The following is an 8,906-nucleotide window of genomic DNA, read 5'->3' on the forward strand; positions in this document are numbered from 1 at the left end:
TTTCCAGACAATCTTATAATAGAAGAAAATTAAGTAAATAGCAATTGATGGACGAACACACTTACACAGTTATAACTTTTTCTCCAGTGCAGGATTTTATCGTAAAATCCCGAAAACTGCGAGATTTATATGGAAGTTCTTATATTTTGTCCCTGTTGTCTTGGGTTATTTGTCAGGCAGCTAAAAAACAAAATATTTGGGTTGTATCTCCCGCCTTAATTAATCTAACCCAAGGAATGCCCAATCAAATTATTCTTAAGGGCAAAATCTCAGAAGATGAGCATGAGATTGAAGAAATTGAATCCAGTTTTCATCAAGTTTGGAATATACTCACCAATACTTGTCGGGAATGGATCGAAAAAAACCTAAACCAGTGGCAGTATACCTGGGAAAGGGATTGGAATTTATGGAGCAACCATGCCTGGGAATTTTTTGCTGCTTCAGGTAAACCAGGGAATAACATTAGCGGCGCACGAGAAAAGATTAATCAAGTTAAACATAAGCGCGACTGGACAGGAATTAACTGGCAAGGGGAAAGTTCAACTCTATCTGGTGCTGATGCGATCGCTTATCCCGGTTTAGGACGTATTGCCGATCCTCGCAAATATAACTATCAGCAAGAGCAACAAGATATTACTAAATTTTATCAGGAACTCAGTTTCAAATTAGGAGAAGCTCTGATTCAGGAAAATTTACAATTACTGATAGATAATTTAGAATTAGAGGAATTAGAAAAATTAGAAGAAGTAGAAGAATTAGAAGAATTAGAAGAATTAGAAGTAGAAAATATTTCTAAGTTATCTGAGCAAGAAAAACTAGAATTAGTCGAAAAAGGCATTTATGATTTTAAATATTATTGGTATTTGTTGTCAATCACTAAACTATTGAGTGACAAATACTTGAGGTTATTAAGTTTTTATTTTCATACCTTGATTCAGCAACGCCTAGAATCAATCAAAAAATACGGTTATTCTTTTATTAATCCCCGAGAACAACTTAGCATTCCTGAACTTATCAAACGCTTAATTACCCACTCTATTATTATTGATAAGTTTGCAGAACAATTTAAAAAGTCAAAAATATGCCAAGGAGATTGGCAAATTAATAAAATTGTTAGAGACTTAAAGCTGAGGACTTTTAGAGATTTAAACCGCCATAAAGATGATAAAGAAGAAAAGAAATATTGGACTGGTTGGTTTCAAGGTGACGGCGATGGAGCAGGTAAATATTTTAAAAGTTTACCAAGAAAGGATGAAGAGACTGGAACTACAAAATTCAGTCAAGAAATGCGGGACTGGGGAAAAAAGTTAATGGAGCAACAAAGAACAAAATTGGGCGGTAGAGGTAGAATGATTTATGCAGGAGGCGATGATTTTTTAGGAGTTCTTTATGAAGAAAATAAACAAATTCAACCACTAGAATGTTTGCAATGGTTTTATACTTTTAAATCAAGTATTTGGCATTGGCCTGAAGAGAAGAAAATTACACCTAGTGTGGGGTTTGTTTGGGCAGGTTCTCAAGTTCCACAAAGGGATGTTTTACAACATTGTCATGAAGCCGAACAATCTGCTAAGAAAAAAGGTCGCGATCGCATAGCTTTTAGGATATTATTTAATAGTGGAAATTATTTAGAATGGGTGTGTCCTTGGTGGGTATTAGATATGGAAGATTTAGGCAAAGTTTCTCATAATTTTCCTCATATCAAAGTACCTATAGAGCAAAAAAAAGAAGTAGCAAATAACCTAATTGAAAGCTATCAAGACCGCGAAAATGGAAACAACTGGACTCATTTTTATCGAGATGTAGCTTTGTTAGAATCTCGTCATGCTTTTGACGGTGAAAGGACAATTGTTGATGAAAAACCAGTTAATAATCCTCAAATAGATATTGCTTTGAGATTGATAGAAATTTATCTTGGTGAAGAGTGGTACAACATTATTGCTAATCCTCAAAATTGGTTTAATCGTTACAATGAAAAAGAAATTCAAATCTTTACTGGTATCTTTGGAGACCCTAAAAGTTTCGATCAAAGCTACAATGATAATTTACTTAATAAACTAATAGTTAGCGGAAATAGTCTACAAGTAGTAGTAGATTTTACTATCTTTCTCCTAATTATCCTCATACAAAGCAAGTCTTATAAATTTGCTTCACTGCATCTACAGAATTATCTAAAATGTTTTATTTGTCACTATAAAGTAAGAGAAACTTTTAACAATTGGGTAATTAATTTAACTAAAGTAGTATTTCACTTAATGCAGGATAAAAAGTAATGAATAAAGAACCAGATAAGAACAAAAAAGTGGAGTTCAAATATCTCATTATTATTGAACCTTTAGGCTTTCTTTATGGAAGTGCCGGACGATTTTTATCCCCAGAAAACTTAGTAGGGCGATCGGGTACAAGTTTTCCTCCCAGTTCGGCAACTGTTTCAGGAATTTTTGCAGCTCATCTTGGCAATAAAGCTGTTCAAGATTTATATTTAGCCGGACCTTTTTGGGGAAATACAGAGAAGGTATCAGAAGAACAAAATTTTTATGTTCCTACACCCTTAACCTATTTGATAAAAAATGGAAATTTTCAACATAAACTAATCTGGAATTCTGAAAAAAAAGGTTGGTTTGATGAGGAAGAAAAATCTCCTACTGATAAATTTGAAAAAGGAACTTGGATAGCAATTTCAGATTGGCAAAGTCCTAAAAAAGTCAAAAAAACTCCTTGGGAATTTTCTCCTCATCTCCATCCTAAACTAGACAAAAATCAACGACGGGTGGCAAAAGATGAAACTAAAGAAGAAGGCAGTTTATTCTTAGAAAATGCTGTAGAAATGCACCCCGATACTTGTTTAGTTTACCTCTCTACTCACACACTAGATCCAGGTTGGTATCGCTTTGGAGGTGAAGGTCATTTAGTTGATATTAACTGTGTTGAATTAAATCAAAAACACAAAAAATTATTGAATCAACCAGTAGGAAAACAATTTGCTATTATTACCCCTGCGGTGTGGGGTTCAAACCGTCTTTCCTATCGAGAACCTATCCTTTTAGAAAATGGAGAAAATGGCGATCGCCAAGAAAACAAAGAAAACACCCACAAAAATGCTTGGTCTGTGGAAACTCTCTATACTGCTCGTCCCCATACCTTCCGGTATCGAATGGGAAACCACGAAAATGCTCAACCTCATCAACCGAAACTGCTATCACGGGGGCGTTATGCCGTACCTGCGGGAACTGTTTATGTGTTGAAAGAACCACTGGATGAGTGTTGGCAAAATTGGGATGAGAGTTGGTTTCCCAAAGAGGGGCCTTCCCTCAAGCGTTGGGGTTGTGGGTTAGCTTTACCTTTGTAGTGAGTATTCATCCGCCAAGTATTAATCCGCCAAGAAATAAATTTCTTGGCTCACAGCATAAGTCATCTAAAGATGACTATCTAATTCATCAAAAATTAACAGGAGATTTTGAACAATGCAAACAATTTCTGCCATTAATTCTTGAGCACAACGAGTTTGTTTCAAATCATCCATACTAAACATGGCTTCTAACTCCTTACGACTCATTTGTGGTAATTTTGTTCAAAACAATAGTCTGGAATGTAGGAAATAGTTGGTTGAGTTTTGTTGCCTCAACCCAACCAACTGTTTAAGTTAGTTCAGTTTAGCAATAGCTTGTCGAACTTGCTCAATTTCTAATTCTAAAGTTTCGGCAATTTCAGCAACAGAAAAGCCTTTTGCTAGTAAACGAGGAATAATTTCTAGCTTTCCTTCTATTTTTGATTCTGCCATTAATTCTTGAGCAAAACGAGTTTGTTTCAAATCATTCATACTGAACATGGCTTCTAACTCCTTGCGACTCATTTGTGGTAATTTTTCCAGAACAATAATCGACAATAAATTCAAAATTGGTAACCGATCATTTTCATCAGTAAACTGCTGTTTTACTCGATTAATTAAAACGGTTACTCTGTCCAAAAATTGTTTTTTCCTTTCTACAACTAATTGAACGATTTGTACGCCTAAAGGAGTTGTTTCACTCACTTCTAATTCATTCAAATAGATGCGCTTGACTAGGGTAGAATCTAAAAAAGGTTGCACAGATTCTCTTTCCCTTGCTGTTGGTTCAAAGCTACGACTTTTAAAGATAATCATAGCACGCCAACGTAAGTTTGGGTCGTTATCTCTTAGATAGGTGAAAATCTCAGAAAATAAACGTAAATAGATTTTTTCGTCTTTTTGAAATTGCACCTCCGTAAAATAAATTGGTTGGTCAATATCTTGAGGCAAAAATACCCCATCTATTCTAAAGGCAGTCTGTTTTAATTCTACTGAATCAAAACGATAATCGTTGATTTTTCCTGGCACTTCTCCCCATAACTGAAAGAAGGTTTCGGGTAACTCTTGGAAAATTCGATAAAATATATGGTCAGTTTTCACTTTGAATGAAGTTGAGTAATAATCCTAGTTTCTCACAAATTTAGGTAACTTCTCAATAGAGACTAAGTCACAACTTTTTTAGCAGTTAATTTAATGGAGATTTAACTTATGTATCAAAAAGCTTACGGTATTATTGAGACTCTAGCACCACTTCATGTAGGTGCGAGTGCGGGTGAAGAAACTGGTAATTTAAACTTAATTTTTCGAGACCAGTTTACTCAGACAGGAATTATTCCCGGTAGCTCTATTCGGGGTCGGTTTCGAGCTGATATGCGGTTAAAACGTATGAATTATAAACCAGAAAATTCACAGAAAAATAATTCTGAAACTAAACCGGAAAACGAATCTGAAAATCAACAGAAAAAAGATGTTTCTGTACCACAAGAAATTAACGAAAATTATTGGTACGGACATGAATCAATTGATGGACCTGATAAGCCTAAAGATAGTGGAACAACGGAGGCAAAAATTAAATTTGAATATGCTTCTTTAGTATGGTTTCCTGTTTTTTGTCCTGGTCAAGCTGTAGTTTGGATTAGTTGCCCAAGATTGCTGAAACGATTTAAGAAAATTAGCAATATTTCTGCTGAAATTCCTAAACCATACACAGCTTCTCCTAATCTGCCTGGACGACAAGTTGGAAGTAATGAAAAAGTTTTATTTTTTAATCTTGGCTTTATGAAAATTGAGCAAGAAGTAGATTTATCTGAGTGGATACCCAAGGGAATAGATATTCCTGAATCTAATTTAGTAGTAGTTGGAGATAATGATATTGCTACTTTACATGATATGGGTCTTTATCGTCAAAGCCGAGTTAAAATGTTAGATAATGAGAAAAAAGTTGATGGAGGAGGATTTTTTAATACTGAAGCTTTGCCTGAAGGGTCAATTTTAGTGTTTCCTATTGCTGCTAAAGAAAAGGGTTGGAAACCTTTTGGCAATAAAGATGAAAAAGAATTATATTTTGGTGGTTTAGAGTCTATTGGTTTTGGTCGTTGTCAAGTTAATGTTGTAGGAGATTTTTAATTATGGGTTGGAATTATTATGGTTTAGATCAAGTTGCTCAAGAGTTGGTTTTGGATGCCAAAAAAAGAAACTCTGATTCTCTGAATCAATCTTTTAAAATGCGAATGGCAATTCCCTATGGATTAGAACGTTTTTGGGGTGAACATTTGCGACTTCAGAAGAGAGAAAATGATAAGTCTTTGTATTGGAAAAGTACCTGGGATAAGTTTGTTGAAATAATGGCAAAAACTAATGTTACTATTCCTAACGAACCAGTTACAGTAGATGACACCAAAGCTATCAAAGAAATGAGTCAAAAATTGTGGCAGTTACATATAGATGACCAACGAGTGGCGATCGCTGTTTTGACTCAATTATGTGATTGTTTAGTGTGGTGGACTCAACGATATAAGTAGCAATTTAGAATTCAGAATTCAAGTTCTAGACAGTGGGAGCATCTTGCTCCCTTGCCACATAAAATCAAGTAATTATTTCATTGATATCTGAGTAAAATGTTATTAACAGAAGTTGAAATTCAAGAGGCAATTTGGAGGTAATTTCTCAATGGATAAATTAGAACAATATCGACAATTTGTTCAAGAAATTTTGAGTTCGCACGCAGAAATAGCAAATACCAATGATACAGTCAAAGCAGAACTCATATTTGATAGAGAACACGACCATTATCAACTAGCTTATGTAGGTTGGCGAGGGGATAAACGAGTATTTGGTCCTGTGATGCACTTTGATATTATTGATGGCAAAATTTGGATTCAATATAATGGTACAGAAGAGTCTGTTGCTGAGAGATTAGAGCAGATGGGTGTACCTGCTTCCGATATAGTTATCGGTTTTCATTCTGCTTTTAAACGTCAATTTACTCGTTATGCAACAAACTGAAGCGAAGCATAAAAATGTAGGTTGGGTAGAACGAAGTGTTAGCGGAGCTTATCCGTAGGATAAACCCAACAAAACTTTCAAGTCAAAAGTCAAAAGTTAAAAGTTAAAAGTTAAAAGTTAAATGTAGGTTGGGTAGAACGAAGTGTTAGCGGAACTTATCCGTAGGATAAACCCAACAAAGCTTTCAAGTCAAAAGTTAAAATGTAGGTTGGGTAGAACGAAGTGTTAGCGGAGCTTATCTGAAAGATAAACCCAACACACGACTTATTATTGTTGGGTTTCGCGGACTCAACCCAACCTACTACTATTAAATAAACGGAGATAAAAAAATATGGTAAAAATTCCCGACGCAGCAAATAAAATTCCCATGATGTTCCGCGCACAAACAGCGGGACGGTGTCAACTACAACGTATTCTCCCAGAAAGAAAAAAAACTAAGGAACCCCAGGATGTCGAACAATGGGCATCTGAGTGGATAATCAAAGCTTATCCGACTCCCCCGAAATTTGGTGGAAACGTACAAAGTCGTCGCTATACCTTAACTTGGCGGTTTGTCACAAACGGCGGTCAGGATGATGGTATTATTCGTCCTGCCATCGGTGCTTACGGTTGGCCTTATTATCCAGGCAGCAGTATGAAAGGTATTTTTCGGAGTGTTTGCTCCCAGACAGAAATTCAACGTTACTGTGGTAGTGAAGAATCTCAGGGAGATTGTCACCCTGGTATTCTCAGGTTTCATGGAGGTTATCCAACTGACTCTAGTTGGCAAGATGATTTGGTCGATATCGTTCATCCTCAACAAGATTGGCAGGTAATGAAAGATAAAAAGTCTTCTGGTGCTTTTGCTTTAATTTCTTTGTCTGCACCTGAATTGGAATTTGGAATCTCTAGCACAATAGTTTTAGACGACCAAGAGTGGGAAAAAATTTGGCTTCTTTGGGAGAAAGCGCTCTCAAAAGGTATTGGTTGTCGAGTTAGTGCTGGATACGGTCAAGTGACAGGTGCTTCCAGTCAGGTTCTTTACTCCTGTCGTTTACATGGTAGGGGAATGGCACCAAAACTTTTAAATGGCACTGGAGAATTTCGTCCCAATATGTTGCGAGCTACTATTCGTAGTCATGCTTTGCGGATTTTTGGAGGGTTGACTGATGCTAAAACTGCTCAAAATTTAGTACAAGAGTTGTTTGGTGGCGTTGATGGTGATGGAGCGGTAGGTTTGTTGGGGATGAAGTTTGAAACAACTTCTATCAAAATAGGCGAGTTTGGCAAAGGTGCTTATGCTGTTCCCACTTATGATGTGGAGGGTAAACTGACTTGGTTGTTGACTCGAAATGAAAATGTCTCAGAAGCTAAAATAGAGTTACTTCCAAAATTAATTAAAGGGTTAACTCGGTTTGCTATGGTTTTTGGTGGGTTTGGCAAGTCTTGGCGACGAGCTGACCATCGTTTGTTTTTCCCTGAATATTATGATAGCGACAACGATAAACCATTGATTGGTTGTCATTGGTCTTGGAAGGGAGAGCGATCGCTCTTAAATGATGTCCGAGTCCGAAATTTGGCAAGGGTTGGAGAATTTATCGAGAAGGAGGTGCTGCAAGTTGCTATAGACTGGATGAAATTACAACAAAATGTGACTCTTACTCCCGATAATTGCGCGGAATGGCGGGAAGCTTGGCATCCAAAGAGAGTACAAGTTTGGGGGCGTTTGGCAACTGAAGCTGAAGACTGTGAAGCAGTGCGTTGGTTACATGAACCTTATCGTCAGAAGTTAGGAAGGCATATTCAGGAAGGGTCGATTTATCAGTCATCTGTAACTGGTTTTGTAGGGCGAGAAACTCAGATAGGCAGACTTTGGCATCGGATGTATCCTGTAGTGGGGTTAAAGAAAAATCCCGATAATCCGAATAAACCTATTATTGGGAAAAGTCGGAAGTTTTTAGAGCTGTTGACCTTGTTTCCTGATGATTCTGAAGAATTTGAAGATTTTTTACACTTTCTTGAGTCCGAACAAAAAATGTTTCAGTTGTTGTGGGGAGACAGTAGAAGTTAGAAGTTAGAAGTCAGAAGTTACATGACACTATCAGGACTTATATAAAATCCGGGTAATTACTATATCCAAGTCATTGCGACTGGAACGGAGTGGAAGGAAGCAATCTCAGGGGTGCGCGGAGATTGCTTCCTATCGTCGCAATGACGACTATTCAACCGGATTGTATATTACGCAAAGACACTGTTTATAGAGTCCAGTAACTATTGGACAATAGTTATGAGTACTATATATAGCGTATCTGCGTAAGTCCTAACTATATTATGTTTGTTTAATTAGCGATAGAAAACTTTCTTCTATTATCGCTTCTTTTTCTCTCCTGACTCCTGACTCCTCTACTTAGGGCTTGCTGATTAAACTAAAAGCATTGACAGATAAAGGTTTTAGCCTTTTTGGGTCTTGAAAAAGTACAAGGTTTTCGTTCTAGGGAACTCAAAAAGTTAGGATTTTGGGTTAACTATCGCAGAAAAATCAAGGGATAATTCTTTCTCCTGCCTCCTCGCTCATTCCCCATTCCTCTTGACT

Annotated in this window: 8 protein-coding genes; 6 read left to right on the forward strand and 2 right to left on the reverse strand. The window is 36.7% G+C overall.

Features of this window, described 5'->3' with window-relative positions; genetic code table 11:
- The first annotated feature begins 47 nt into the window (after positions 1–47).
- Together F6K54_RS14120 and F6K54_RS14125 are read left to right on the forward strand one after the other, a co-directional pair.
- Positions 48–2,273: a type III-B CRISPR-associated protein Cas10/Cmr2 gene (locus F6K54_RS14120; RefSeq protein ID WP_293078486.1), complete on the forward strand. Its 2,226-nt coding sequence runs from the start codon at positions 48–50 to the stop codon at positions 2,271–2,273.
- Entirely contained in the window at positions 2,273–3,349 is a 1,077-nt protein-coding gene (locus F6K54_RS14125; RefSeq protein WP_293078472.1) for a type III-B CRISPR module-associated Cmr3 family protein, read from the forward strand. The genes F6K54_RS14120 and F6K54_RS14125 overlap by 1 nt, the downstream gene beginning before the upstream one ends.
- A gap of 66 nt (positions 3,350–3,415) precedes the next feature.
- Here F6K54_RS14125 and F6K54_RS14130 read toward each other — a convergent pair whose 3' ends face one another.
- Positions 3,416–3,556 (reverse strand): hypothetical protein, encoded by a 141-nt coding sequence (locus F6K54_RS14130; RefSeq protein WP_293078474.1) that lies wholly within the window; start codon positions 3,554–3,556, stop codon positions 3,416–3,418.
- A gap of 87 nt (positions 3,557–3,643) precedes the next feature.
- Positions 3,644–4,429 (reverse strand): Rpn family recombination-promoting nuclease/putative transposase, encoded by a 786-nt coding sequence (locus F6K54_RS14135; RefSeq protein ID WP_293078476.1) that lies wholly within the window; start codon positions 4,427–4,429, stop codon positions 3,644–3,646.
- Between the two features lie 108 nt (positions 4,430–4,537).
- On the opposite strand from F6K54_RS14135, the gene F6K54_RS14140 reads away from it, so the two are divergent.
- The 4 genes from F6K54_RS14140 (at position 4,538) to F6K54_RS14155 (ending at position 8,384) form a co-directional block, all read left to right on the forward strand.
- Positions 4,538–5,455 (forward strand): RAMP superfamily CRISPR-associated protein, encoded by a 918-nt coding sequence (locus F6K54_RS14140; RefSeq protein ID WP_293078478.1) that lies wholly within the window; start codon positions 4,538–4,540, stop codon positions 5,453–5,455.
- A 2-nt stretch (positions 5,456–5,457) separates the two neighbouring features.
- Entirely contained in the window at positions 5,458–5,850 is a 393-nt protein-coding gene (locus F6K54_RS14145; protein WP_293078480.1) for a hypothetical protein, read from the forward strand.
- Between the two features lie 148 nt (positions 5,851–5,998).
- Positions 5,999–6,334, forward strand: a complete 336-nt coding sequence (locus tag F6K54_RS14150; protein WP_293078482.1) for a XisI protein — start codon at positions 5,999–6,001, stop codon at positions 6,332–6,334.
- A 331-nt stretch (positions 6,335–6,665) separates the two neighbouring features.
- Positions 6,666–8,384, forward strand: a complete 1,719-nt coding sequence (locus F6K54_RS14155; RefSeq protein ID WP_293078484.1) for an RAMP superfamily protein — start codon at positions 6,666–6,668, stop codon at positions 8,382–8,384.
- The last annotated feature ends 522 nt before the right edge of the window (positions 8,385–8,906 follow it).

The sequence above is a fragment of the Okeania sp. SIO3B5 genome (assembly GCF_010692555.1).
In the GTDB taxonomy this organism is placed as follows: domain Bacteria; phylum Cyanobacteriota; class Cyanobacteriia; order Cyanobacteriales; family Microcoleaceae; genus Okeania.

Coding starts and splice junctions, on each gene's coding strand:
- F6K54_RS14155 (WP_293078484.1), top strand. CDS start 6,666: ATGGTAAAAATTCCCGACGCAGCAAATAAAATTCCCATGATGTTCCGC.
- F6K54_RS14120 (WP_293078486.1), top strand. CDS start 48: ATGGACGAACACACTTACACAGTTATAACTTTTTCTCCAGTGCAGGAT.
- F6K54_RS14150 (WP_293078482.1), top strand. CDS start 5,999: ATGGATAAATTAGAACAATATCGACAATTTGTTCAAGAAATTTTGAGT.
- F6K54_RS14130 (WP_293078474.1), bottom strand. CDS start 3,556: ATGAGTCGTAAGGAGTTAGAAGCCATGTTTAGTATGGATGATTTGAAA.
- F6K54_RS14125 (WP_293078472.1), top strand. CDS start 2,273: ATGAATAAAGAACCAGATAAGAACAAAAAAGTGGAGTTCAAATATCTC.
- F6K54_RS14140 (WP_293078478.1), top strand. CDS start 4,538: ATGTATCAAAAAGCTTACGGTATTATTGAGACTCTAGCACCACTTCAT.
- F6K54_RS14145 (WP_293078480.1), top strand. CDS start 5,458: ATGGGTTGGAATTATTATGGTTTAGATCAAGTTGCTCAAGAGTTGGTT.